Origin of the sequence: Aneurinibacillus uraniidurans, from assembly GCF_028471905.1 — a bacterium.
Classification (GTDB): Bacteria; Bacillota; Bacilli; order Aneurinibacillales; family Aneurinibacillaceae; genus Aneurinibacillus; species Aneurinibacillus uraniidurans.
Genome location: NZ_CP116902.1, coordinates 943,991 through 970,739, shown reverse-complemented (window position 1 = coordinate 970,739; position 26,749 = coordinate 943,991). Strand labels below are relative to the sequence as shown.

The window sequence follows — 26,749 nt, the reverse complement described above, 5'->3', positions numbered from 1 at the left end:
CCGTTCTATTGTGTAAGATGCAGCAGACTACACATCGCCGCGCATCATCGTTTTAAATCGATCCCACAATGTTTTCTCTGCACTACCTGCCGCATGCGTTTCTTCCCCGCCAAGTTCAGCAAGCTCACGCAGCAATTCCTTCTGACGGTCGCTCAGCTTAGTCGGTGTAACAACCGTTACTTTGACGTGCTGGTCACCTTTTGCTCCACCCCGGTTCACTCGTGGCATGCCGTGTCCACGCAGGCGGAATGTCTTGCCTGTCTGCGTACCAGCTGGAATTTTCATTTTGACTTTGCCTTCCATGGTCGGCACTTCGATCTCATCGCCAAGCGCCGCCTGGGCAAAGGTAATCGGAATCTGGCAGAACAAATTGTCTTCATCCCGTTCAAAGAAGTCATGACGTTTTACGCGGAACACCACGTACAAATCTCCCGGTGGTCCACCGTTTACACCAAGTTCACCTTCGCCAGAAATTCGCATCTGCATGCCGTCATCTACACCGGCTGGAATGTTGATCCGGATTTTACGACGAATCGTCTCCTTACCATTGCCGTGACATTTGCTGCATTTTGTCTGTACGTATTTACCCTTGCCTTTACAAGACGGACATGGACGGCGGTTCACTACACGACCGAACGGTGTGTTTTGTACAACTTCCTGCTGACCGGCACCGTTACATGTCGGACATGTTTCAACTTTTGTTCCTGGCTCTGCACCAGAACCGTCACACTTCGAGCAGGTTGCTTCTTTCGGAATCTCGATCTCTTCTTCTTTGCCGAAATAGGCATCTTTAAAGCTAATCGACATCGTATACTGCAAATCGTTCCCCTGACGCGGCGCATTCGGATTGCGTCGTCCTCCGCCACCACCGCCGAAAAACATATCAAAAATATCACCGAAGCCGCCAAAATCAGCACCAGCCCCGCCAAAACCACCTTGCTGTCCTGCAGCATGACCAAACTGATCGTATTGCGCCCGCTTCTGCGGATCGCTTATCACATCATACGCTTCTTTAACTTCCTTAAACTTCTCCACCGCATCCGGCTCTTTGTTTACGTCCGGATGGTATTGGCGGGCAAGCTTGCGATACGCTTTTTTTATCTCGTCTTCCGAAGCTGATTTCGCGACGCCGAGTACCTCATAATAATCGCGTTTACTCATCTATGTCCACTCCCGCACGATTTAATTCATAACCTCAATCATAACAGGTTGAGAAAAAAAGTCAAAGCCAAGTTGCCCTGACTTTGACTTCGTCCATCCTGCTTATTTCTTGTCTTTTTCGTCTACAACTGTGTAATCTGCGTCTACAACATCATCTGCTTTTGCAGCGCCGCCTTCTGTTGCTTCTGCTGCTTGTGCCTGTTGAGCCGCTTGCTCATACAGTTTCATGGACAGCTGCTGAACGATTTCTTGCAATGCATCTTTCGCTGTACGGATCGCTTCCAGGTCGCTACCTTCAAGCGCCGCTTTCAGCTTATCTTTCGCTTCATTTGCTTTATCGATTTCAGCCTGCTCTACTTTATCACCGAGATCCTTCACAGTTTTCTCAGTCATGAATACGAGCTGGTCTGCTTCGTTACGCAATTCCACTTGCTCTTTGCGTTGTTTATCTGCTTCCGCATTTTCTTCGGCTTCTTGTACCATGCGGTTAATCTCATCATCGCTTAAGCCGGAAGAAGACGTAATCGTAATCTTCTGCTCTTTGCCTGTACCTAAGTCTTTCGCTGATACGTTTACGATACCGTTCGCATCAATGTCGAATGTTACTTCGATTTGCGGGATGCCGCGTGGTGCCGGTGGAATGTCACCAAGCTGGAAGCGTCCGAGTGTTTTGTTGTCCGATGCCATCGGGCGCTCACCCTGCAGCACATGGATGTCTACCGCTGTCTGGTTGTCAGCAGCTGTTGAGAACACTTGTGATTTACTTGTCGGAATCGTAGTGTTACGTTCGATCAGTTTTGTCATAACGCCACCCATTGTTTCCAGACCGAGTGAAAGCGGAGTTACGTCAAGCAGAACAACGTCTTTTACATCGCCAGTCAGTACGCCCGCTTGAACAGCTGCACCAAGTGCTACTACTTCGTCTGGATTTACGCCTTTATGCGGCTCCTGACCTGTAAACTTCTTAATCGCTTCTTGTACGGCTGGGATACGAGTTGAACCACCAACAAGGATTACTTTATCAAGATTAGACGGGCTCATGCCTGCATCTGCAAGAGCGCGGCGAGTCGGTTCCATTGTACGTTCTACAAGACGTGCACTCAGTTCTTCAAATTTCGCACGAGTCAAGTTTACTTCTAAGTGTTTTGGTCCTGTCGCATCTGCTGTGATGAACGGCAGGGAAATCGTTGTTGTCAGAACACCAGAAAGGTCTTTTTTCGCTTTTTCTGCTGCGTCTTTCAGACGTTGCATCGCCATGCGGTCAGCTGACAGGTCGATGCTGTTTTCTTTTTTAAATTCACTCACGAGGTAGTCAATGATGACCTGGTCAAAATCGTCACCGCCGAGTTTGTTATCGCCGCTTGTTGCTTTTACTTCGAAGAAGCCATCGCCGAGCTCAAGGATCGATACGTCGAATGTACCGCCACCAAGGTCGTATACAAGGATTGTTTGATCTTCTTCTTTATCCATACCATACGCAAGTGCTGCTGCTGTCGGTTCGTTTACGATACGCAGTACTTCAAGGCCTGCGATTTTACCCGCATCTTTTGTTGCCTGACGCTGACTGTCATTGAAGTATGCTGGAACCGTAATAACTGCCTGTGTTACCGTTTCGCCAAGGTATGCTTCTGCGTCTGATTTCAGCTTTTGCAGAATCATTGCAGATACTTCCTGCGCTGTGTAGTCTTTTCCTTCGAGTGTTTCTTTATGAGCTGTACCCATGTAACGTTTAATAGAGCTTACTGTGTTATCCGGGTTTGTAATCGCCTGACGCTTTGCTGCTTCGCCGACGATACGCTCGCCATTTTTAAACGCAACAACAGATGGAGTTGTACGGTTGCCTTCCGGATTTGGAATAACGACTGGCTCGCCGCCTTCCATTACTGCTACGCAAGAGTTTGTTGTACCAAGGTCAATCCCAATTACTTTAGACATGTATAATTCCCAACCTTTCGATATATTGAAATTAAAATGTAAACACTAGATGATTGTGGGCTATCAAGAGCTTACTTTAACCATAGATGGACGAATGATTCTGTCCTTTAACTTGTAGCCTTTTTGGAACTCTTCGATGATGATGCCTGATTCATACTCGCTGCTTTCTTCCTGCATAACCGCCTGATGCATGTTTGGGTCAAACGGAGAACCAACACCTGGAACGGTCGTGACACTTTCTTGCTCAAGCACTTGTTGCAGCTGGCGGAATACCATCTCAACACCTTGCGCGAGCGCTTCCGTATCACCCGTTCCATGACTTGCCGTAATCGCACGCTCGAAGTTATCCACAACTGGAAGCAATGCTTCGATCACACGCTGCGATGAGTACGTAAGCATTTGTTCCTTTTCTTTATTAACGCGAGTACGGAAATTTTGCAGATCCGCCTGCGCACGCAGGAGCTTGTTGTACATCTCATCTTTTTCAGCCTGAAGCTGGGCAATTTGTGCTTCGAGGCTATTATCCTCTGTTACTTCCTCAGTGTCCACTACTTCTGTTTCAACTGCCTCAGTCTCTTCTGTTACTTCTGCCGTCTGTTTATTTTCTTCTGTCACGCAACTTCCTCCTATTCTTCCTCACGATGCGAAGATTTTTTACGAATAATAGTATGTATGCGCAAAATCGCGCGGCTAACTTCTCCTGCCGTTTTGAGTGCATGCAGCTTGACAAGCGCCGGATCCACGACGCCAGCTTCGAGCATATCCGCACATTCCCCGGTGTCAAAATCAAGCCCGATACTGCCGCTATTTTCTTTCACCTGTGCTGCCTTGACTTGCTCCATTTTCTCAAGTGGGCTAAAACCTGCATTACGAATCATCTGGGCCAGCGGACTGCGCAATGCTGTCGACACTACATCTACTCCGAATGCTTCTAGCCCCCGAAGAGTGTCGCGCCATCCTTCAAGATGACGGGATGCGAACAATTCCATACTGCCCCCACCGGGTAAATAACCTGATCGTACAGCTGCCTGCACGGCTGCTGCCGCATCGCGGGCAATACGCTCACGCTCACCTACAACCTCCTGGGTAGAAGCCCCGACAATCATCGTCGCTGCTGAAACACCTTTTCCACCTGTTACGCGCACTTGTGCAAGTGATTCGTTGTACACAAGCTTTTCGGCATGACCAAGTGATCGCGCAAGCTCTTTTACGGGTTTTCCAAGTGCTGTGCGTTTTAAAGAGCGCGCACCTGTATGAAGCGAAAGCCGCTCACGCTCTGACTTATGAACCCGATGGAGAACGAGAATGCCATGGTCGAGACAAAACTCTTCTGCCACACTGTCACAACTGCGATCAAGCACAACGACATTCACCTCAAGAGCAAGCAGCTTCTCCAAATTGTGTCGGTATTCTTCTTTCAGCTCCAGATAACGTTGAAACCCAACCTCAGTGCCAAGCGCCTCATCATCCATCTCTTCTGGTTCGAGCGCATCATTTAGAATGAGCAGCCGGGCTCCCTCCACGACAGTGGGCATTTCACGGGCAAGTGGATGCTGATGCACTAACACGCCTGGAAGCACTTCATTTTCGGCTCCTTCTTGTGCCGTGATCAAGTCACTAAACACAAAGTCAGGTTCAAGCATTTTATCCCGGCCGATCACACGTGCGCCTTCGATCACGAGCTGCGCAATGTCGGCCTGCTCCCGGCCAGCAATGCTCGCAATATGATACAGCCGCTCGTCTGTAAAATCTGCCACTGCCTGTGCCTGCTCACTAAGAAAATGCACTGCTTCTGTAATCCCGCGCTCCATCCCGGTAATAATCCGGGTTACGGGCACACCGCGCTGCACCTGTGCTACCGCTTCTGTTACCAGCGCTGAAGCGAGCAGCGTGGCTGTCGTCGTGCCATCTCCTACTTCCTGCTGCTGCGAACGTGCAAGACCAATCATCAATCGAGCTGCCGGGTGCTTCACTTCCATCTCTTCGAGGATCGTAACCCCGTCATTCGTAATAATGACCGTATCCTCTCCGACCAGCATCGTATCGAGTCCTTTAGGTCCAATGGTTCCCTCTACTGAACTCGCAACCGCCTGCACAGCCCGCATATTATGTAACAAAGTGGAGAGCCGCTCGTCGGAAGCTCCGCCCGCCTCGCTCGGATGTGAATTCATACGCATCCCCTTCTTACTCATGGAATAGGCCGGGAACTATGTTCCCGGCTTATGAAACCTTGTAACCGCATCGGTCAGGTTACCCGCCAGTTCCTGCAAAATCCCCATTACTCGACCGTATTCCATTCGCGTTGGACCAAGCAGCCCAATTGTGCCAACTGGCAGACCGTCAAAATGGTACGTAGCGGTAATAATGCTGCATCCACTTACCGCTTCTTCCTGATTTTCCGTTCCAATGCGCACCTGAATGCCACTTTGCTGTGAATCAAATAGGCGCATCATCATATCATTTTGCTCAAAAATCGCGAGAATATCCCGCACCTTATCAATATCGCGGAACTCCGGCTGCATCATAATATTCGTTGTCCCTTTGAGCACAATCTGCTCTTCCGGCTTTGTACGAAGCACATCTTCAAACACTTCGATAATTTGTTCATGGTGTTGAAGATAGCGGCTTAGTTCGCGCGTTACTTCTGTATGCAACCGCTGACGCAGCTCCGCCATTGCCACTCCCTGCAAGCGTGAGTTGAGCAGATTCACAACCCGTTCAAGCTCTTCTACCGGGATACTCTCTGGAATGGAGATCATCTTGTTCTCCACCCGTCCAGTATCGGTGACGAGAATGGCAACCGCTGATCCAGGTGAGAGCGGGATCATTTGCAGCGTCTTAAGCTTTGTTGTTTTTAATTCATGCCCGAGGACAATCGATGTGTAGCTCGTTAGACCAGACAAGATTGCAGCCGCCTGATTCATGACCTGCTCAAGTTCATAAAACCGATCAGCAAATGCCCGGCGAATCTGCGTAGCGTCTTCAATCTGCATCGATGGCATGTAAACAAGTTGATCCACATAAAAACGATATCCTTTATTCGATGGAATACGACCGGCCGACGTATGTGGCTGTTCTAGATACCCCATCTCTTCTAGATCGGCCATCTCATTGCGAATGGTCGCTGAGCTATAGCCGATATCCTCTCGCTTAGAAATCGTCCGGGAGCCAACAGGTTCAGCGGAACGAATGTAATTGTCAATAATGGCGTGCAGAATCAACTTCTGACGTTCCGAAAGCATGCTGTCCCCTCCTTTGTTAGCACTCCGATAAGATGAGTGCTAAAAAGCTTACTTTCAAAATACCAAACGACGTTATGCTTTGTCAACCAGTCCCAGAAATCTTGCAAAAACTTCGTTGCCGAGCGGAATCCCTTTCTGCGTTAAGCACACACGTCCGTCTACGCGCATAAGCAGCCCCAGCTCGATTAAATCAGCTATATTAGCACCAAAAACACCGGCAAGGGGCACACCAAACCGCTCTGCAAATGCTGCTTCATCGATACCGTTCATCATACGCAGACCCATAATCATATGGTCTTCCATCTGTTCATCTTTCGTTACCGCAAACTGTTCAACACGCGGTAACCCGCGCTCCCCGACAAGCTGAATATACTGCTGTACCGGACCTGCATTCACATGCCGCTCCCCGTTTACATATCCATGCGCACCGGCTCCGATTCCATAGTATGACTCATTACGCCAGTACGTCATATTATGACGGCTCTCGTATCCGGGCCTAGCAAAGTTACTAATCTCATACTGACGATAACCATGTGCAGCCATCTCCCGCATGAGCATCTCATACATCGCCACTTCGTCCTCTTCCGTTGGGAGCGGCAATTTATCTTTTTCATACAGCGTGTGAAATAACGTATTTTCTTCTACTTTAAGACTGTAGGAAGAAAAATGCGGCAGATCAAGCGCAAATGCAGCATCCAACGTCTTCTTAAATAATGCCGGCGTCTGATCCGGCAGGCCAAAAATCAAGTCAATCGACAAATTCGTAAATCCCGCTTCCTTCGCGTGCGTCATACTGCGATACACTTGTGCGCTGTCATGAATGCGCCCGATGCGCGCAAGTAACGCATCATCAAACGACTGCACGCCAAAGCTGATCCGATTCACACCGCCCGCCCGCATAATCGCAAGCTTCTCCGGGTCGGTTGTCCCTGGATTCGCTTCCATCGTAAACTCAACGTTTGCACTCCGACGCGGAAAATGCTTGGCGACGGATGCAACAAAAAACTCCATCTGCTTCGCATCAAGAAACGTCGGCGTTCCTCCCCCGACAAAAATCGTCTGGATCTCCTCTGGTGGGAAACGCTGTACAGTCTCCTCCATCTCACGGTCAAGCGCGTGAAGGTACTCCCATACGAGTTGCGGATTTTTCGTGACGAAGGAGTTGAAGTCACAGTAGTAGCATTTGTTCGTACAAAACGGGATGTGAATGTATACGGCCCGTGTCATGTAGCATCCCTTCTTTCTCTCCTAATGAAGAAAAAAGAGCGAGCATGCGCCCACTCTTCTCTCTCTATCGTTACTTGCCTAGTTATCATCCATTTTGAGAACCGCCATGAACGCTTCCTGTGGAATTTCCACACTTCCGACTGACTTCATGCGCTTCTTCCCTTCCTTCTGCTTCTCAAGCAGTTTACGCTTCCGGGAAATATCCCCGCCGTAACACTTAGCCAATACGTTTTTGCGCATCGCTTTAATCGTCTCACGCGCCACGATCTTTTGTCCGATAGCAGCCTGAATTGGCACCTCGAACATCTGACGTGGGATGAGTTCTTTTAGCTTCTCACAGAACACACGACCGCGCTGGTAGGCGGTATCGCGGTGAACGATGAACGAGAGAGCATCGACCGTCTCGCCATTCAGCATAATGTCCATCTTCACAAGCTTCGATTTTTTATAGCCAACTAGCTCATAATCAAAAGATGCATATCCTTTTGTGTTTGATTTCAGCTGGTCGAAAAATTCGAATACGATCTCGGCAAGCGGCATTTCATATATAATCTGCACACGAAGATCGTCAATGTACTGCATGTCAACGAACTCGCCCCGCTTGCGCTGGCATAAATCCATAATCGCGCCGACGAAATCTTTTGGCACCATGATCGAAGCTTTTACATATGGCTCTTCAATGAAATCAATGCGCTGTGCTTCTGGCATTTTGGACGGGTTCTCGATGTCAAGCACTTCTCCATCCGTTTTGGTAACACGATAAATTACGCTCGGTGCAGTCGTAATAAGTGGGATGTCGAATTCCCGCTCAATACGTTCCTGCATAATTTCCATGTGCAACATGCCAAGGAAGCCGCATCGGAAACCGAAGCCAAGCGCCTGTGAAGTCTCCGGCTCGAACTGGAGCGACGCATCATTGAGCTGAAGCTTCTCCAGCGCTTCCCGCAGGTCATTGTAGTCACTGCTGTCAACCGGATACATCCCGCTGAATACCATCGGGTTTACTTTTCGGTAGCCCGGCAGCCCTTCAGCAGCTGGATTGTCCGCTAATGTAATCGTATCCCCGACCCGTGTATCCCGTACACTTTTAATACTTGCTGCGATGTAGCCTACATCTCCGACTGTCAGCTCATCTACTTGCTTCGCAAACGGCGCATGTGTACCAACTTCAGTAACTTCAAACACCGCACCAGTCGCCATCATTTTAATTTTAGAACCTTTGCGCACGCTTCCATCCACAATTCGAACAGATGTAATTACCCCACGGTAAGCATCATAATACGAATCGAAAATGAGCGCTTTCAGTGGCGCATCCGGGTCCCCTGTTGGAGCCGGAACTTTGGCTACAACTTGCTCAAGGATATCACCAATGCCAATGCCTGCTTTCGCTGACGCCAGTACGGCGTCACTCGCATCAAGGCCAATTACATCTTCCACTTCCTGTTTCACACGTTCTGGCTCAGCACTCGGCAGGTCAATCTTGTTAATAACTGGAAGAATCTCCAGGTTGTTATCAAGCGCCAGGTACACGTTGGCAAGCGTCTGTGCTTCGATGCCCTGAGCAGCGTCTACTACGAGTAACGCCCCTTCACAAGCTGCGAGACTGCGCGACACTTCATAAGTGAAGTCGACGTGCCCAGGTGTGTCGATCAGGTGTAGAATGTATTCTTCGCCGTCTTGTGCTTTATATTTAAGCTGAACGGCATTTAATTTAATCGTAATGCCTCGCTCACGTTCCAAATCCATCTGATCAAGGAACTGGTCTTCCTTCTCCCGATCACTCAGTGCGCCGGTGAATTCGAGAATCCGGTCTGCCAATGTGGACTTGCCATGGTCAATGTGAGCAATGATAGAGAAATTGCGGATTTTTTCTTGTCTTTTTCTACGATCCATACGTACCTCCCACGAGGAAAAAATGCACTAAGTACTATTATATCAGGCAGTGGGGGAAAAACAAAGCGAAAGTATGGTGGCGGGGCATGGAGGGCGGTGTCTGTCCGCTCACGTGCTGGCTTTTTGGCAGGGATGTTACACTGTCCGCTCTCTTCACCTCCAAGCGAACTCGCAAAACATCTGGGCAGCTCGAAGAGGGAGACAATTGCGAGTTTATTTCGCTTTCCGGTTCAGATCGCTAAGCAAAAAGCCAGAATGTTCGCTTGACAGACACCGCCCTCCACACCCCGACATACTTTCGCTGTTTTTCGTTGTTGATTTTTTCTTCGTGATTCGAGGATGATTTCTAGAATTGTACTAGGAGTTTCGTAAGCTCCTTCGGAAATGCAGTCAGCACCCGTGCCCCAGATTCAGTTACAAGAATGTCGTCTTCGATACGGACACCGCCCAATCCCGGAACATAGATGCCAGGTTCGATGGTGAAGGTCATACCTGCTTCCATCGGAGTCTGGTTTTCGCCATGAACGGATGGTGCTTCGTGTATTTCAAGCCCTAGACCATGACCGACACGGTGCGTGAAGTATTGTCCATATCCGGCACCTGTGATAGTAGTGCGGGCAGCACGGTCAACTGCTGCGAGTGCATGCCCTGGTTGTACAGCCTGAATGGCAGCTTCTTCGGCCGCAAGTACGGTTTGATAGATGCGCTCCATTTCTTCTGTCGGCTCGCCTACAACGAACGTGCGGGTAATATCTGAGCAATAACCGTCCTTGAACACACCGAGGTCAAACAGTAGAAACTGTCCTTCCTGGACTTTTGTCATTCCCGGCACACCATGCGGCAGAGCTGAATTGGCCCCGGCAAGCACCATCGTGTCAAATGACGGAGCATCTGCGCCTTTCTTTTTCATGAGATATTCTAGCTCCGCAACTAGTTCAAGTTCCGTTACACCCTGACGAACTTTTTTTAGCCCTTCTGCTAGCACCTCTTCTACTAGACGTATCGCGATCTCCATACGTGCTACTTCTTCTTCCGACTTGTGTAGGCGCAAGCGTACAATCGCATCTCCAATATCTGTGAACTGCACTCCCGGAAGCACTTCCGCCAGCCTGTCCGCTTCCTGGACACGCATGTATGACTTTTCAATCGCCAGACGTTTTACACCAGTACCCAACCCAGCTTCTGATAGACGGGCATATGGATTATCTGTATCACTAATCGCAATCACCTTACGAATAAAATCACCGTGTGCCGAAAGCTCTGCTTCTGCCTTATCCTTCTCTAGTGACGGCACAAACAGCACAGGCTCTGCATCGGGACGTACGACTAGCCCCATAAACCGTTCATGCGGTTCACATACAAACCCGGACACATACGCCACAGACAGCGGAGATGTTAGAAGTGCTGCTTCTACCCCAACCCGCTCAATCTCCTGCTTGATAGTATGTAGTCTTTGCTGATAGATTGTCATATTCATCCCTCCCTTTTTTCTTAATTATACCAACACGAATAGAACCACCTAACACTAATGTAGCAAAAAAAGAAACCGCCAAGGCGGTCTTCTATAACTTACTCATTATCCATTCCATTACCGTGCGTGTTGTCCCGATAACAAGCGTACGGATGTCTCCTCCAACTTGGCTAAGCCAGTTTCCAGCTGCTGCCTTTCCACTTGAGATCGGCACACTGGATGAGACTTGCTTGCCTAGCACTTCCACTTCCATCTTGCCGCCTTCTATCTTTTTGATCACGAAGCTTTTGCCTGGCAGATCCGTCGTACCTTCAATGCGCTGCATGCCTTTTTCCGCTGTATTAATCCCGAATAGAATTCCTACAAACAGCACTCCGACTAGCAAACAAAACTTTGCGGCCAGTTTCACGAGCGCTCCCTCCTGCCTACGAATGTTTCGCTTTTGGCTTTGCATTCGCTTTCTCCGCTTCCCAGTATACTTCGGCAATTGCTTCCGCCAGAATGTCCGCTGTGCGGTAGCACTCTTCTACTGTATTGTCAGGTCCACCAACCTCGATCAAAATCGAGTTAGGCGATACAGACTGGTTATATTCACCATTCCCACCTTTTTTGCCAAATATACCTTTGGAGAGGCCCGGATACTTTTTCTCGATTACGTTATGAACTTTAAGTGCGAACTGCTGATTTTTCTCCCAGTTCGGGTTACGCATGCCGATGACAAAAAAGGCCTGAGCATAGCTCTTCCCGTTGATCGTCGTTGTTGTCGATTTACGTGGAAGCGAATCACGATGAATGTCAATGAAGTAATTCAGATTGCGATCCTGTGCCATGACTGACTTCACCATTTTGAGCGATTCGGCATACGACAAGGAATAAGAGGCGCTGCGCTGATTTAAGATACCTGTGAAATCACGTAATCCTACTGTTGAACCAATTCCATCTTGTTCGAGTGTTTTGGCCATTCGCTTGCTGATCAACGTCACATTCGTTTTCGCATCCATCGCCAGATTTGGATCATTCTGCTCGCGTGCTTTCGGTACCTCTGATACCCACGATTCACGATTATGCGTATTGTAGAGGAACATTACTTTTTTCCCTTTAGTCGATAGCATCGTATCCTGTAGCGGAACTGGAGTTGTCTTTTTCTCCACTTCTGATTCATCGCGCAACGCTTCCGGTGGTGGAGATGATTCGAATGGCAGGTCACTTAATGCTACCGTTTTTTCTGAGACAAGTACTTCGGTATCAAACAAACTAAATCCCGGAAGCTCATAGCCAAGAAGCGTCCGTGGATCATCCGGGTTAATACTTGTTACAAGTCGAAACATCAGTGTTGGAATATTTACCGATTCCCCTTCTGGTACATTCGGTTGAAAGTACGGTAACTCGTAGCGTAAGGTCTGGAGCATCCAGCCATTTGACATTCCGACCGCGATTTTTCCGACGTGCTGCGAGGATAGTCCCCGCCCCGCCTGTGACACGAATAGCATCCCGAGCAGGATAAAAACGACAGCTGTACTGAGCGATAACATAATGAAGCTCCGCTGGACGCCTACTCCGTTAAGATTCAGTACGACGCCGCGATATTTCCGCTGCATGCCCCACTCTCCCCTCCCTTTGAACGGAATGGACAACCCGCTCTTCTCTAGCAATCTATGAAAGAGCGGAGCATGATAGAACTGGAATCTGTAGATTTGTTTGAGAGCGGCATGGTAACAAAGTGTAGTGATAGAGACAGGAACCCTGAACATTGCGAACGAACAGCTTTTCGTGATATCGACAACGTTTGGTGGCGAGAGAGCTGCTTGCTACTGCTTGCTGGTGTTTAACAAAAGTGTGTTAGGAGCGGGATCGGGCGGGGCAGCGGAACGCCTGTACGCGATCTCTCAGCGGAAGGGGCCAAGTGAACGGGCTCTTGCCCACAATACTTCGATGCGAATACATCGCAGGCACTTTTTGTGGGCTAGTTCGCTTGGCACTTGGAGCGGACAGTTTCCACTTCTCTGCAAGCGTACCGAAGTGACGAGGCACCGCCTGATCCCGCTCCTCCACCATACTTTGGATAAAACCCCCATAAAGAAAAACAAGGCTGTCTCAGTCGCTATGCTACAGCTTTTGAGACAACCTATGTTTTTAATGGGTGTATGCAGATGTACTGTCCATATTAACAGCACGATGCAGGGCGGCGTTCAATCCGCTTGCGACTACGTTGGCGATGTCTTCGACGTAATCATCCACTTCTTTTGGAGTGACGATGAGGTTATGTCCGAGCGGCACAAGTACTTCATGGATGAGCTGACGGGTTTCTTGTTCTTCAAGGCTGCCGATCATGCCAAGGATGGCCTGCTTCTCTTCCTGTGTCGGCATATCATCTTCTGTATAGCGCTTTACCTTGCCCGGAAACGAGAAGCCTCCCGGCGCAAGCCTGCTGGATGGACGCGGATTTTTCGCTTCTTTCACCTGCCGTCCCAAGTGTCCAAGCAAATAGGTAATTGTATCGTGTACAATCGTCACTGCATCAACAACCGTCGGGACACCGACTGCGATAACCGGGATGCCAAGCGCTTCTTTCGTCAGCGGCTTCCGCTTGTTGCCGACTCCGGAGCCCGGGCTAATGCCCGCATCCGAGATTTGAATCGTCGTATTCACCCGCTCAAGCGCTCGGGATGCAAGCGCATCAATCGCGATAATGAAATCAGGCTTCGCTTTCTCGATCACGCCATGTACAATTTCACTTGTTTCAATTCCGGTAGTGCCAAGCACACCAGGTGAAATCGCACTAACTGGTCGATACCCGTCTTCAACTTGCTCCGGCATAAGCTGAAACAAATGCCGGGTCACAAGCACGTTCTCTACAACGATTGGCCCGACTGCATCCGGCGTTACGTTCCAGTTCCCTAGTCCGACAATGAGTGCACTCTGTTTTTCCGTAATGCCAATCTCTTTTAGAAACTCCCCAAACTCACGCGCAAATCTTGTCGTTACCCGATCTTGTAATTCTGAATCGTGTGAGCGTAGTCCCGGTACTTCAAGCGTTACATATCGCCCCTTTGCTTTACCAATACGCTGTGCGCCTTCATCTGTATCAATCGTCATCATTGAAACTGTAATCCCATTCTCTTCTTCCGTATGGAACTGCACACCGTTCATTGCCGCCTCCGGCTCACGTTCCGATGCAAGCTCTCGCGCTTCAAGTGCAAGGTCTGTCCGAATGTTATAGACGCTTAAATCCAGTTTATTCTCCATGCTATCACCTCCATTCTAGTTTTGCCCTGGTGTAAAGAAAAAAAACATGACACTATTCAAAATGAATCTTGCAAATGCCTACTAGACCTGATACAATTTAATTTGTTGACTTTTAACAAGTTCACGTAGTACCGGATGCACCAAGGAGGTGAATCTCATGCCTAATATTAAATCTGCGATCAAACGTACAAAAACGATCGAAAAGCGTCGCGCTCATCGCGCAGCTCAAAAGTCTGCTCTTCGCACTGCAGTTAAAGGTGTAGAAGTTGCTGTTTCTGCAGGCAACCTCGAAGGCGCTAAAGTTGCTCTTCAAGCTGCCAGCAAACAACTGGACAAAGCAGTAACCAAAGGTCTGATCCATAAAAACGCGGCTTCCCGCAAGAAGTCCCGTCTGGCTAAGAAGGTTAACGGCCTGTCCGCTTAAGCATATATGAATGCATTCATATGAAGAAAAGGCGACCCCCTAAAGGGTCGCTTTTTCTTTTATGGTAGCCTTTTCGTTACGATGCCTGAATGATGTCTTTCAATCCGACAATGAGAAGTTCAAGAGCCAGTCCTTTTTCAATCTGGCCGGTTTTAATCCGAATGTCCTCTTCTGCCAGACGATGCACAATATTTTTCAGCGCTTTTTCGCTGAAAGAATGCGCCTGCTCACCTGCTAGCTTGGCCACATATGGATGAATCCCGAGTGTAGATGCAATCTGCTGCTGAGAATACCCCCTCGGCGCAAGTGTTTTAATTTGCAGCAAAATCCGAAACTGACGAGCAAGAAGCGTTAATATTTTCAACGGCTCCCCTTCCCCTCTTGTCTCGCTACTTCCGACATTTAGCCGCTGCAAATCATAATACATCCGCAGCGCTTCTTCAATCCGCAGCCGGGCAATATAGTCAATCAGACGGAATATATCATGTTCCAGCTCCCTTGTTGCCAGTTGCTCCACTGTCTCTACAGTGATCTCACAACCCGTACCGACATACGCCGCCATCTTTTCGATTTCCCGATCCAACTGGCGAAGCTTGGTACCGCTCATCGCCAGCAGCAGCTCAGCGGCATCCGGTTCCATGCTCACCTCGTAACGCTGCGCTTGCCTACTTACCCATTCCACAAGCGCCCGTTCCCCAAGCTCCGCACATTCAATGAAAACCCCATTTTCTTTCAGCGCTTTAACGATTTTTTTCCGCTCGTCCAACTTTGGCTGGTTCACTTCAAATACGAGCACAGAATAGTCCGGCGGATTGGTGGCATAAGCAAGCACCTGCTCCAGGTCATGTTCCACTGATCCGGTCTGCTTCGCACCTGTTAAAAATAACGCCTGCCGAACCCGTACCAGCCGCTTCTCGCCCATAAACGGAAAAGTCTCGGCATCCTGCAACGCGGTCTGTACCGCTACTTCCCGCATATCATGCACACTATAATTAAAATCGCGACTCGCTTCATCCAGTATCGCCGCTTCCATCATGCGAATGATCTCATCCATTAGGTAGTGCTCTGTGCCGTACAACACGTATATAGGGGCGGTACGTCCTGCTTTAATCTCCCGGGCTGCCTGCCGGATATCCATGCCTCTTCACCTCGCTCTTATTATACCAGAAGGAAAAAGCCATGGCAGATGCCTGCCATGGCGGTGGGAAAGCTGTGCGTATATGTAAACGTTCAGGTTCGGGTGGGCCCTTTACCCGTCGGCTGAACGATAAGCACCTCTGCTTTTACTACATGATACGCACATCATCATAAAAGGTTCATATTATTTGAAAAGTGGACGTTCAATATTTTTATGCAAGTCAATCAACCATTCTTGTGTTTGCGGACGCGGGCCGATCTCCGCGCTCGTTCCCTGATAATCCAGTGTATATGAAATCCGATGGCTATCAATCCAGCGGTAGGACACTCCGTACATATCGCCCCAATCATGTGTAGCGAACTTGATCTGTCCATTTCCATCCCGCACTAACAAACGATTCCCATTCTTGCTGACGAAAAATTCTTCGGTTAAAGCACGGCTGACAGCCACCTTTTCCGATTCAGCCGCTCTCGCATTATTCTCTGCCTTATCCTTTGCATCATCCGGCGCCACAAATCCAAGCATCATACCGCGCTTACCAGCAACCTGCTCAGGGCTGGATACTGCCGCCGGTTCAGACGCTGTCTTCTCCTGTTTCTGATCCGGCACGTTGTCCGCTTGCGAATTAGCCGCAGGTGCTTCAGTTTTCTCAGCAACAGCTGCTTTTTCCTGCTTGCTAGCCATCTGATTGTCTGGCACTTGGTTTGATACTTTTGGTGCCGTCCCTGCCACAGAAGAAGGAGGCACTTTATCAGGCGCTTCATTTTTTTTGCCTTCTAAAACACCATTTGTTTTAGCCTTATTTACTAACTGTGTCGCAGCAGGCGGCTTCTCACTCGGAACAGCGGTCTGCTGGCCTTGAGATGGTGTTACCGACTTCTCACCCGCAGCCGCTGCATTTGCGGCAGACGGTTTGGCAGAAGATGGCTTGTCAGCACCCTGCATGGCAACCCGCCCCTCAACCTGTGGTGGAGTCGGAGAAAACGCCGTATGCTGGAGCGGAGAATCCTCCATATTCCAGATCGTAATCGTCAATACAGCGGCCGCCGCAGCTGCTCCGGCCAGAGAGCGGAACCAGAATATCTTCCGTTCTGAACGCAATCCCGTCTTCTCTACTCCTGTTTCAAAAGCTGCCGCTTGCTCTGAACGTCCTGCTTTCATACGGTCAATTTCATCAAGACGCGGCATAATGGACTGCACGATACTTACCGGAGGCGTCACAGCGGGAAGTTTGGCAAGATGGGCAGAGAGCGAGTGAAGACGCTCATATAGCTCCGAGCATGATTGACACGACGACACATGCGCAAGCAGGCGCTGCTTCTCAACATGGCTCAGATCATCATCTAGATCCCGCTGCATCCATTCATATATCATGTCGCAACTCACTCTATACACCACCTTTCTGATATTCATGTAGTAATTCCTGAAGCTGCTGTCGCGCGCGATAGAGGTACGATTTCACTGTATTAAGCGGCATATTCATCACTTCTGCTATTTCGCCGTATGATAGATCCTGCATGTAACGCAACGTTACAATCGTACGCTGATGATCAGGCAGACGCTTGATCGCTTCCCGCACCTCAACTGCCATCCCGGCACGTTCGACCTCTTGTTCTACATTCTGCTTGTCATACAGCATAAGCTCGTGCTGATCAATCGAAATCGTCTCTTTCTTCTTGCGGAATTTATCAATGCATACGTTTGTGACAATACGCTGAACCCAGGTCGAAAACTTCGCCTTCTCCTGGTACGTATCAATCTTTGTATAAATTCGAATAAGAGCTTCCTGCGATGCATCCATCGCATCCTGCTCATTGCCAACTATATAAAATGCGGTCCGGTATACGGAATGCTCAATCTCTTCTAGCAGCCGCACGAGAGAATCCCGATCCCCGTTCTGGGCGGAGCGTATCAATTGTTCATCAACCACGCTCTTGCCTCCCCTCTCTACCCTACAGACGGAACCCCTTTAAAAAAAGTTGCATCCATCTAGAAATTTTATCGGCATGTCGTCCCGTTTTTTACGGTTGTATAGCCGAGTTGCTTATTGTTTACGATGACCGTAACAGCTCCGCATTCATCTGTTCGCACAATACGGCTGCCGGTTTGGTTCAGTCTTTCCATTGTATCACGATGCGGATGCCCGTATCGATTGTTTCGTCCGGCTGAAATAATCGCCAGATCCGGTTTTGTCTGGGTCAACCATTCTTCTGAAGTTGAGCCTTTGCTTCCATGATGGCCAACTTTCAAAATATCAACTTTTTCTATTTCATTTGCAAGCAAACGCAGTTCCCCTTCTCGCTCGAGATCGCCCGTAAACAAAATACGGCGACCGTACACTTCAAGCAGCAGCACAACAGAACGATCATTATTTCCAGATCCGTTCATCCCGGTCGGATTCAGCACACGCCACCGTACCCCCTCTCGCTCCTCCCATACTTGGCCACCTGACACAGCCACATGAGAAATATGCTTCGCTTGCATAAGAGCAGTCACTTCCTGCTCTAGGGGAGACCGCGGCAAATCCCCGTTGCTAATTACCTGTTGAACGGGCACATGTGTAAGAACATATGGAACACCACCGATGTGGTCACCATCACCATGTGTCATAACCAACTGATCAATTTTCCCAATTCCCTGTGCGTATAAGTAAGGGAGAATGACATCTCGCGCTGGCCAGAATGGCTTACGTCGTATACGCCACGTCTGTCCATCAAACGGCACTGCCGGAATGCCGCCCGTATCAATTAATACAACTCGGTCTGGTGTCTGTATCACAATCGCATCTCCCTGTCCGACATCAAGAAACGTAATCCGCACTTCAGTACGGCGATCTACATAAGGAAGAGACACACAAATGAGAGCAAGTGTGATACAAAGCAACCAACTTTTCCAATTAAAGGTCATTTTACCATACAAAAGTAAAGAAACGAAAGCAACCAATAGCCCATAAAGAGTCAACCATATGATAGAGGGAGATTTCCACACGATGCGCATTAGGCCTTGGGACTCGATTGTATACAAAAAGTGTAAAACAGGAGTTAATATGCTGTCTACAGTGTTTGCGGCTAAAAAACCAAAACCAGGATGAATAGCTCCAAAAATAAGCGAAAGAGCAGCAAGAGGTGCAATACATACACTTATAAACGGAACGAATAAAAAATTAACGAGAGGAGAAAGAAAGGAGAAGACATGAAAATAATACATCGTTAAGGGAAACGATGTAAGAGTAGCCGCTGCTGTTACTGCCACAAGGCCACGCAAGGAAGCTGGCTTCATCCACTGCAAGCGCACCTGTAGCGGAGGAACGAGCAATAACAGCCCAAATGTAACGAGAAAAGAAAGTTGAAAACTAACTTGATGAATCACATACGGATCAACCGCTGTCATCCCAAGAAAGGCGGCACCCAGCACATTCCAACCATCCGCTCGTCGCCGTACGAGAAGGGCAAGCAAAACAAGCTCTCCCATAATGAGAGCACGCATAGCAGACGGACTAGCTCCGGTCAAAAACACATACAGCGGCAGCAGTGCCATAGTGAGTCGAAAGCTACGCTCTCGCGACAGGCCAGTAAGTCGACACAGAAAGACGATAGCGGCAGCAAGCATCGTAATGTGCTGACCCGAGATGGCAATGACATGGGTTAGACCAAGACCAGAGAATTTCGCATAGGTCTCTGGATCAATCTCCGTAACAGAGCCGAGTAAAAATCCGGACAATAGCCCCTCTGTATCCGGCCCATACATCTCCTTCAACCGTTCCGCCAGCCATTCCTGAGATGCTACTAAACTCCCCCATACACTAAACGTAGGAGCATGATACGAAATCGCGCGCAGCCCATCTATGCTCCCCACTCGATGAACATGCTGGAAATACAAAAAACGCGCATAATCAAAGGCACCAGGATTCGTTGGTTCGGGCGGCACTGAAAGCTCAATCGGACCCGCAAGCCGCGTGCCGTACTGGAACACGTCCCGGGCTCGCTTCCATTCGTCTATATTCTTCAGACGTACCGTTACCTGCACCGTTTCCTCTACTACACTCGGCTGTGTATATACCTTATATACACGCAATGCGAACCGAACGCGATCTCCGTCGTGCGTAACCTTACTCACGATTTCCCCTTCACATGTAATGGACCCAACTGGAAGCATACTTACATTACGGCTGTCAATCAACCGATAGTAACCGAACGCAGCCACAAACAAACATAAACCGATGATGATGTAGCGTCTACACGCTGTACATCGCATAAATAAAACAGTCGACGCCAGAAGGCTTATCGCGACTACCAAAAAAGCGGACCTGACATTGTTTGCATATACTGAGGCGCAAATGAGTCCACCTAATGCGTACAAACTATATACAAACAACATCCGCCGCCTGATCATATTATTTCACATATCCGCGCAGCTTCAGCTTCTCTACATGCGCGTGCAATAGACTCGTAATATCCATCACAAACGTTTCTTCCAATATGTATAACATCGTAAAACAGCACTGGGCAATATGCAGTAAGTTTAGACCGCAGCCACGCAGCACCTGTTCCTCCGTCCGAACACACTCTTCTCCACTAGCCCCACGGAATTTGCCAATCCACTGCGCGAACCGCCCAATCGCGACCGAGATATTCAACACCGTACTATCGAGCGTAACACCCGGAATGACTAGACGCGGCAGCCGCAGCGACCGATATCCATCCGCTGTTACCGTTATATATACATCGTCTACCTCCTGCATCTGCTGCACATAGCCTTTGCGTATCAGTTTGGCAAGATGCTCATCTATCATCGTATCAAGCCGTACATCCGGCGCAATGTCTTCGAGCACGAATGTCATGGAAATGCATGTCTGTGCCACATCAAGCAACTCCCCTGCTACATGATGCAGCGCCTCACGTGCACCTGGTGTTCCCTGCTCCTCTATCCAGCGCAGAATCGCTTCACTCAGCTCTCCCTGTTCTTCTACCAGCTTTTGAAATGTCGATTCCAGCGATGGAACAAGCTGGTTCAGCCGGGGCAGTACAATCTCAATCATCGTATGGACAACTCCCTTTTTTCTCTTTATTGTACCATACCGCGCAAACATTTTGTAAATAAATGTAAAAAAGGAAGAGGCAGCTCTCTTCCTTTTACGAACTTTGCAGGCTGTTCCACTGATCTGTAAGTACAGACAATTCCTGCTTAATTATGTACATATTCGGTTCTTCCTGCTGCTCCATGCAGTCATTCAACCTCTCAAGCAGCCAGTTAATGCGGCCTTCGACAATTTGCTGTTCGATATACTGCTCAACCAAAACGTTAGCCAGCTCTTTTTCTTCCCCGAAACCATTGTTTTCAAAGATGCGACCTTCTCGGAAATGAATGTCCTTGCTCAGTCCTTCTTCATACAACCGAAGCATACCGCTCGCTCCCATCAAATAGATCGAGCCATGGAATAAACGAATGAGCGGGTTGGCCTTGAGCTCTTCCTCGGTGATCCCGTTAATGTACAGCCTCCCTTTAATCGGAAGCCCTGACTGTACAACCAGTCGAAACACACCATGTTCTGTATAAAATCCGAGCAGAAGCGTGCCTTGCATTGTTTTCTTTTCTTCTACTGTAATTTCCGGACGCGTTTTGGCTTCTTCTACAATTCGATAGACATCATCCACGCGTTCTTGCGGAGCTTGAAAATTATCGCACACACCACGTATCGTTGTCACATGCGGTTGCATATCATTCACCTCTTTTGTAGTTCAGCTTCATTGCCTTCTTGCTACATCTTTACCCCCTCGCGACCAGTCCATACCAGTTTTTCATGCATTTTATAAAAAAATTATGCTAATCCACAAACTCCATCTTAACGCCAGCAGGAGCCTTATATATATCCAGCTGTCGGAATAAAATCTCTTTCCTTTGGAATAACTCTGCTACTTTCGCATGATCTTTTGCATACGGACGATGAAAAACGACTTCCGCAATGCCGCTGTTTGCAATCATGTTCGCACACGTCCAGCACGGTTGATCAGTCACGTAAATCGTCGCCCCCTGTCGATCTGCCTGATCTGTAAACAACAACAAGTTTTGCTCCGCGTGAATCGTTCGAATGCACTTCTGTTTCTCCTGAATAACGCCTACTTCATCTGTCTCGTAATAATTATGTAGCAAGCACCCTTCCTCCAGACAGGACGGTACACCACTCGGACTCCCGTTATAGGCAGTGCCTAGTACTTTGCGCTGTTTTGTCAGCACAGCCCCTACATGCCGACGCGGGCACGTTGCACGTGTAGATGCCATATAAGCCAGATCCATAAAATATTCATCCCATGTTTTTCGTTCACTCATGATTCTCTCTCCTCTACATGTTCTTTTTTCTATAGTAAACGAAAAAAGGATGCGTGCAAAATGCACAGCATCCTTTTCGTATCTTATACAGTTGCCAACTGGCTCACTTTAAGCGCTTGTTCCAGGTCTGCGATAATATCATCAACGGCTTCAATCCCGATGGACAGACGGATGAGGTCAGGAGATACACCCGCACTGATTTGCTGCTCTTCTGTAAGCTGCAAGTGCGTTGTGCTTGCCGGGTGAATGACGAGTGATTTCGCATCCCCAATATTCGCCAGGTGTGAGAACAGCTTCAGGCTGTTGATGAATTTCTTACCTTCTTCAACTCCGCCTTTAATGCCGAATGTGAAGACTGCCCCTGCTCCTTTTGGCAAATATTTTTGCGCACGCTCATAATATTTGTCACCTTCAAGACTTGGATAGTTCACCCATGATACAAGCTCATGATTTTTCAGGAATTGCGCAACCTTCAGCGCATTTTCCACATGACGCTCCATGCGCAGGTGAAGCGTTTCAAGACCTTGAATGAACAACCAGGAGTTAATCGGTGTCGTAGCAGCCCCGATATCACGCAGCAGTTGTACACGAGCCTTGATAATGTACGCCAGGTTACCTACCGCTTCTGTATATACTACTCCATTGTAGCTTGGGTCCGGCTCGCTCAGGCCTGGGAACTTGCCATTGTTCCAGTCGAATTTACCAGAATCAACGATTACGCCACCGATTGATGTCCCATGTCCACCAATGAACTTCGTAGCAGAATGAATGACAATGTCTGCACCGAATTCAATCGGGCGGCACAAGTATGGACTTGCGAATGTGTTATCCACGATAAGTGGAACACCATTCTCATGTGCGATTGCGGCAATCCCTTCAAGGTCCGCTACGTCAATACGCGGATTACCGATTGTCTCCGTATAGACTGCTTTTGTTTTATCTGTGATCGCCGCACGGAAGTTTTCTGTGTCAGACGGATCAACCAGTTTTACTTTAATACCAAGTTTGCCTAATGTGTGTACAAACAGATTGTATGTGCCACCGTACAGGTTGCTCGATGCAACGATCTCATCACCTGCACCGGCAATGTTGAGAATTGCGAAAGTAATCGCAGATTGACCAGATGATACAGCAAGCGCAGCCACACCGCCTTCAAGCTGTGCAATCCGCTGCTCAAATGTATCTTGCGTTGGATTCATAATGCGTGTGTAAATATTGCCAAACTCTTTAAGTCCAAACAGGTTTGCTGCATGGTCTGTATCCTTGAATACATATGAGCTCGTCTGGTAGATCGGAACCGCACGTGATTGTGTAGTTGGATCTACCTGCTGTCCGCCGTGCAGGCAGATGGTTTCAAATTTCAATTCGCGTTCTTGTGACATTGTCATATCCCCCTTGAAAAAGTAAGTGTAGTAGTTGTTCTTCACGGAGGGCGATGTTATGTACCAAAATAAAAACCTCTTCTCCGTTATGGAAGAAGAGGGTTGCATACTCAGGTATGTATCACCGCTCTCATCTTCCAAAGCCATTGCTTTGCTGGATTTAGCACCTTGCACGTCGTGCCGGTTGCCGGGCTTCATAGGGCCAGTCCCTCCGCCTCTCTCGATAAGAGATACTATTTTGTTGTGTACGTGTGTCGTGCTGTTCTTGTTATTTATTATAGGCGCACTATTCCGACCTGTCAACTTAATCTGAAAAATTTTTTTATTCTTTTTCATTCAACGGTGAGATGAGCACGAATTTTCTCCAATGTTTTCGGTCCAATACCAGACACGTTCGTAATGTCTTCTACTTTCTTAAACGTCCCTTTTTTCTCCCGGTATTCCAGAATCGCCGCCGCTTTCGCTGGGCCAATGCCCGGAATGGTCTGGAGTTGTTCAGATGTCGCCTGATTCAGATTGACAGTCACTTTCCCGCTATCTGTACCGGTTGTACTATTCTCCCCGCCTGGCATCGGCAGCGTCTCTCCCTGGTGCGGCACATAAATCAGCATCCCATCCACCAGCTTCTTTGCTCCGTTCACACTGCGGCTGTCTGCATTCGGTGCCAGACCACCCGCCTGCTTGATCGCTTCATGTACACGGGAGTCAGGTGACAGCGTATATACGCCCGGTCGAATGACCGCTCCCTTCACATCCACAGTAACCGGCGTAGCAGGAAGAGAAGCATCGGTCTCCTGCGCTGGCTTCTGGCCTGATCTCGAATCATGTGCTTCTTTTGTAGCAGGAGCTGCTGCTGTCACAGGAACAAGTTCTGGCTCCGCTTTGCTCGTGTTATACAAATAAAAACTACTACCGAGGAATAAAGCGCATATAATACTAGCAACTCGTTTTTTTCGTGTACGCAGCCATTCTTTCATCTCTTTTATTCCCCCTGCTTGTGATTTGCTATTGCTTTGCCTATAATTTAAATAAACAATTCTGGATTTATACCGGAAACAAGGAGGTTACTAACTATGAGTGTTCATCATGCGATTTCAGCCCATTCGGCTAGTCAGGCGGAGTATATCGTTCTGTATCGCAAACTTGATGTGATGCGTGAAGTCCGAATTGAACGGGCGATTGAACAACACCGCGCAGGAGAGGCTGTTGATCTTGCTTCTATTAACGAAGTTACTCAACAAATCAATCAACTGGCACAGCGCCACCATCTGCCGCCACGTAAATTTGTTACAGCGGACATGATCGAAAGCGCAAGTAAATAATATTCCATTTATTTACATTTTATCACATCAGTAAAAATATGTGTACTGAATCTCTCCTGGCTCCCATACAGTATTACGAATAATAAAAACAAAGCCGGAGGGATTCAGATGCATATCGGCTTTATTGGCACTGGAAGCATGGGGGGCATGTTGCTAGAGGCTTTTATTGAATCAGGTGCTATAGCACCCAATCAGATCATCGCTTCCAATCGTTCTCCTCAGAAGCTCGCTGTTCTCATGCAAAAACATTCTGGTCTGCATACCGGAACGAACATTCATGTAGCTCAGAAAGCAGACATTATTTTTCTTTGCGTTAAGCCTCTTGAATACCGGACTGTCCTTGATGAAATTGGGGCATACCTGACTCCTCAAAAGCTGGTTCTATCAATTACGAGCTCAATCGGTGTTAAACGATTAGAAGCGTATAGCCCAGCTAAAATCGCTCGTATTATTCCAAGCATTACAAACACAGCACATTCCGGAGCTTCCCTTGTTACATTCGGCTCTCGCCTGACACCAGCAGACAGAATGACCCTCCTGAAGCTAATCACTGCAATCAGTACACCGATTGAGATTGAGGAGGAACACACGCGCATTTCTTCGGATATCACAAGCTGCGGACCTGCTTTTTTTAGTTTTCTTATGCAGCGCTATATCGATTGTGCCGTAGAAGAAACCGGAATTTTGGAGGAGCAGGCGACTGAGATGATGACGGCGATGGTTATTGGCATGGGTCGTCTGCTCGAAGACGGACGCTACTCGTTGCCATCCTTACAGGCCAAAGTGTGTGTACCTGGCGGTGTGACCGGCATCGGTCTAAATGTGCTGGATAAGGAAACAAAAGACACATTCAATCATCTCGTGCAGGCCACCCAGCGCAAATTCCACACAGATTTACGTGACGTACAGGAACAGTTTACTGACAAAAAAAATCCCCTCCACTAACTACTGTGGAGGGGATTTTTTGGGTAGCACATTATTTAACGATCTGTGCTCCCTTTTTAAGTTGCTCAGGGATAGACAGGCCGAAGCTTTGCGCCGCTTTCGTATTCACAATCAACTGAACATCTTTTAGTGTCTCCACCGGAATGTCTCCTGGCTTCTCACCGCGCAGCACGCGCGCAGCCATAACACCTGTCTGCTTGCCCAGCTTGTAATAGTCAATACCGTACGTCGCAACCGCACCGCGCTTCACTGTGTCGCTATCAGACGCAAACACTGGAATTTTCGCAGCATTAGCCGCCTTCAACAGCGATTCAAACGAAGACACTACGTTATTATCGACCGGAATGAGAATCGCATCCACCTTACCAGCCAGCGATTCTGCACCCGGTTTTACCTCGTTTGAATTCGTTACGCCGACACGCACAACATTAATGCCTTTTGCCTTTGCTGCATTCTCGATCATGTCAACTTGAACAGATGAATTCACTTCACCCGTCGTATAGATGACACCGAGGTTTTTCAGTTTCGGAACAAAAGCGTTCACCAGTTCTACCTGCTTATCCATCGGAGACGCATCTGATGTACCCGTCACATTTGCCTTTGGCTTATTAAGTGATGGGACAATCTTTGCCGCTACCGGGTCGGTAACAGCCGAGAACACAACCGGTGTGTCTTTCGCTTGGTTAACAACAGCCTGCGCGGACGGCGTCGTAATCGGGATAATGATATCCTTACGATCCGCTGCCATCTTCCCGGCAATTGCCGCGACATTGTTCATGTCGTTCTGCGCGTTAATGTATTCAAGCTTCATGGACGAACCATCTTTGTATCCTTCCGCTGCCAGCTGGTCAACAATGCCTTTGCGAATCGAGTCAAGCGCCGGATGCTCAGCAAGTTGGGTAATGCCCACTTTCACTTGCTTATTCGCCGCCTGCTTTCCCTGACCACATCCTGCCATCATCATCGCGAATACAAACAGAATGCATACAACTGCTGCTCTTCTCATCTTACCTCTCCTCCAACTCTCTCAACTAAA

At 48.4% G+C, this 26,749-nt stretch carries 24 protein-coding genes and 1 riboswitch; of the genes, 3 read left to right on the top strand and 21 right to left on the bottom strand.

Features of this window, described 5'->3' with window-relative positions:
- Nucleotides 1–27 precede the first annotated feature (27 nt).
- From dnaJ to gpr, 11 genes are all read right to left on the bottom strand, one after another.
- Nucleotides 28–1,161, bottom strand: coding sequence for a molecular chaperone DnaJ (gene dnaJ / locus PO771_RS04815; RefSeq protein ID WP_272562146.1), 1,134 nt, complete (start codon nt 1,159–1,161; stop codon nt 28–30).
- 102 nt (nt 1,162–1,263) lie between these two features.
- The gene (gene dnaK / locus PO771_RS04810; RefSeq protein WP_272562145.1) at nt 1,264–3,096 is read right to left on the bottom strand and encodes a molecular chaperone DnaK; all 1,833 of its coding nucleotides are present in this window, start codon (nt 3,094–3,096) and stop codon (nt 1,264–1,266) included.
- 63 nt (nt 3,097–3,159) lie between these two features.
- Nucleotides 3,160–3,711, bottom strand: coding sequence for a nucleotide exchange factor GrpE (gene grpE / locus PO771_RS04805; protein ID WP_272562144.1), 552 nt, complete (start codon nt 3,709–3,711; stop codon nt 3,160–3,162).
- Between the two features lie 11 nt (nt 3,712–3,722).
- Nucleotides 3,723–5,267 carry a TCP-1/cpn60 chaperonin family protein gene (locus PO771_RS04800; protein WP_272562143.1) on the bottom strand — a complete coding sequence of 515 codons (1,545 nt, stop codon included), beginning with the start codon at nt 5,265–5,267 and terminating at the stop codon, nt 3,723–3,725.
- A gap of 36 nt (nt 5,268–5,303) precedes the next feature.
- Nucleotides 5,304–6,338 carry a heat-inducible transcriptional repressor HrcA gene (gene hrcA / locus PO771_RS04795; RefSeq protein ID WP_272562142.1) on the bottom strand — a complete coding sequence of 345 codons (1,035 nt, stop codon included), beginning with the start codon at nt 6,336–6,338 and terminating at the stop codon, nt 5,304–5,306.
- 72 nt (nt 6,339–6,410) lie between these two features.
- Entirely contained in the window at nt 6,411–7,565 is a 1,155-nt protein-coding gene (gene hemW / locus PO771_RS04790; RefSeq protein ID WP_272562141.1) for a radical SAM family heme chaperone HemW, read from the bottom strand.
- Nucleotides 7,566–7,643: 78 nt separating this feature from the next.
- Complete coding sequence (gene lepA, locus PO771_RS04785) at nt 7,644–9,458, bottom strand: translation elongation factor 4 (protein ID WP_272562140.1); 1,815 nt, start codon at nt 9,456–9,458, stop codon at nt 7,644–7,646.
- A gap of 346 nt (nt 9,459–9,804) precedes the next feature.
- Nucleotides 9,805–10,929, bottom strand: a complete 1,125-nt coding sequence (locus PO771_RS04780; RefSeq protein ID WP_272562139.1) for a M24 family metallopeptidase — start codon at nt 10,927–10,929, stop codon at nt 9,805–9,807.
- A gap of 91 nt (nt 10,930–11,020) precedes the next feature.
- Nucleotides 11,021–11,338 (bottom strand): DUF3679 domain-containing protein, encoded by a 318-nt coding sequence (locus tag PO771_RS04775; RefSeq protein WP_272562138.1) that lies wholly within the window; start codon nt 11,336–11,338, stop codon nt 11,021–11,023.
- 16 nt (nt 11,339–11,354) lie between these two features.
- Complete coding sequence (spoIIP, locus tag PO771_RS04770) at nt 11,355–12,527, bottom strand: stage II sporulation protein P (protein ID WP_272562137.1); 1,173 nt, start codon at nt 12,525–12,527, stop codon at nt 11,355–11,357.
- Between the two features lie 535 nt (nt 12,528–13,062).
- Nucleotides 13,063–14,175 carry a GPR endopeptidase gene (gene gpr, locus PO771_RS04765; RefSeq protein WP_272562136.1) on the bottom strand — a complete coding sequence of 371 codons (1,113 nt, stop codon included), beginning with the start codon at nt 14,173–14,175 and terminating at the stop codon, nt 13,063–13,065.
- Between the two features lie 157 nt (nt 14,176–14,332).
- Here gpr and rpsT point away from each other — a divergent pair, with 157 nt between their 5' ends.
- A complete protein-coding gene (rpsT, locus tag PO771_RS04760) occupies nt 14,333–14,599 on the top strand; it encodes a 30S ribosomal protein S20 (RefSeq protein WP_096464284.1) in 267 nt (88 codons plus the stop codon).
- Nucleotides 14,600–14,675: 76 nt separating this feature from the next.
- Here rpsT and holA read toward each other — a convergent pair whose 3' ends face one another.
- From holA to PO771_RS04715, 9 genes are all read right to left on the bottom strand, one after another.
- Nucleotides 14,676–15,737 (bottom strand): DNA polymerase III subunit delta, encoded by a 1,062-nt coding sequence (gene holA / locus PO771_RS04755; RefSeq protein WP_272562135.1) that lies wholly within the window; start codon nt 15,735–15,737, stop codon nt 14,676–14,678.
- 183 nt (nt 15,738–15,920) lie between these two features.
- Nucleotides 15,921–17,123, bottom strand: a complete 1,203-nt coding sequence (locus PO771_RS04750) for a zf-HC2 domain-containing protein (RefSeq protein ID WP_272562134.1) — start codon at nt 17,121–17,123, stop codon at nt 15,921–15,923.
- Between the two features lies 1 nt (nt 17,124).
- Nucleotides 17,125–17,667 carry an RNA polymerase sigma factor gene (locus PO771_RS04745; protein WP_272562133.1) on the bottom strand — a complete coding sequence of 181 codons (543 nt, stop codon included), beginning with the start codon at nt 17,665–17,667 and terminating at the stop codon, nt 17,125–17,127.
- Between the two features lie 68 nt (nt 17,668–17,735).
- On the bottom strand, nt 17,736–20,114 hold the full coding sequence (locus PO771_RS04740) for a DNA internalization-related competence protein ComEC/Rec2 (protein WP_272562132.1): 2,379 nt from the start codon (nt 20,112–20,114) through the stop codon (nt 17,736–17,738).
- Nucleotides 20,115–20,130: 16 nt separating this feature from the next.
- Nucleotides 20,131–20,775 (bottom strand): MazG-like family protein, encoded by a 645-nt coding sequence (locus PO771_RS04735; RefSeq protein WP_272562131.1) that lies wholly within the window; start codon nt 20,773–20,775, stop codon nt 20,131–20,133.
- 94 nt (nt 20,776–20,869) lie between these two features.
- Nucleotides 20,870–21,454, bottom strand: a complete 585-nt coding sequence (locus tag PO771_RS04730; protein WP_272562130.1) for a hypothetical protein — start codon at nt 21,452–21,454, stop codon at nt 20,870–20,872.
- A 106-nt stretch (nt 21,455–21,560) separates the two neighbouring features.
- A complete protein-coding gene (locus tag PO771_RS04725; protein ID WP_272562129.1) occupies nt 21,561–22,064 on the bottom strand; it encodes a deoxycytidylate deaminase in 504 nt (167 codons plus the stop codon).
- Between the two features lie 83 nt (nt 22,065–22,147).
- Nucleotides 22,148–23,446: a homocysteine synthase gene (locus PO771_RS04720; RefSeq protein WP_272562128.1), complete on the bottom strand. Its 1,299-nt coding sequence runs from the start codon at nt 23,444–23,446 to the stop codon at nt 22,148–22,150.
- A gap of 127 nt (nt 23,447–23,573) precedes the next feature.
- A riboswitch (SAM riboswitch) is annotated at nt 23,574–23,676 on the bottom strand.
- Nucleotides 23,677–23,778: 102 nt separating this feature from the next.
- Nucleotides 23,779–24,423: a helix-hairpin-helix domain-containing protein gene (locus PO771_RS04715; RefSeq protein WP_272562127.1), complete on the bottom strand. Its 645-nt coding sequence runs from the start codon at nt 24,421–24,423 to the stop codon at nt 23,779–23,781.
- A 96-nt stretch (nt 24,424–24,519) separates the two neighbouring features.
- Between PO771_RS04715 and PO771_RS04710 the strand changes: the two genes are divergently transcribed.
- A complete protein-coding gene (locus PO771_RS04710; RefSeq protein ID WP_272562126.1) occupies nt 24,520–24,768 on the top strand; it encodes a DUF2533 family protein in 249 nt (82 codons plus the stop codon).
- A gap of 108 nt (nt 24,769–24,876) precedes the next feature.
- Nucleotides 24,877–25,713: a late competence protein ComER gene (gene comER / locus PO771_RS04705; protein ID WP_272562125.1), complete on the top strand. Its 837-nt coding sequence runs from the start codon at nt 24,877–24,879 to the stop codon at nt 25,711–25,713.
- A 31-nt stretch (nt 25,714–25,744) separates the two neighbouring features.
- Here the strand turns inward: comER and PO771_RS04700 are convergent, their stop codons facing one another.
- Nucleotides 25,745–26,719, bottom strand: coding sequence for an ABC transporter substrate-binding protein (locus PO771_RS04700; RefSeq protein WP_272562124.1), 975 nt, complete (start codon nt 26,717–26,719; stop codon nt 25,745–25,747).
- Nucleotides 26,720–26,749 lie beyond the last annotated feature (30 nt).